This window comes from Pseudomonas sp. URMO17WK12:I11 (assembly GCF_007677725.1).
Lineage (GTDB): Bacteria > Pseudomonadota > Gammaproteobacteria > Pseudomonadales > Pseudomonadaceae > Aquipseudomonas.
On record NZ_VEDF01000090.1, the window covers coordinates 1 to 202 of the forward strand.

Below are 202 nucleotides of genomic sequence, written 5' to 3' on the forward strand. Positions count from 1 at the left end.
TGACCACGCCGGCGTGCTCGTTCATGACGCCTTTGGGCAGGCCCGTGGAGCCGGAGGTGTAGATCACGTAGGCCAGGCTATTTGGCGTCAGGCCATCGACAATCGGATTGCTGGCCGGCTGCCCTGCCCAGTCAAACTGATCCAGATCGATCACCTGCCCCGCGTCCGGCACGTGCCGAGTTGGCGCATGCACCAGCACCGC

General features: G+C 64.9%; 1 protein-coding gene. It reads right to left on the minus strand.

All coding sequences use genetic code 11. The annotated features are described in order from the left end of the window. On the minus strand, positions 1-202 hold a 202-nt coding region (locus tag FS665_RS23320), incomplete at both ends, for an AMP-binding protein (RefSeq protein ID WP_145193692.1).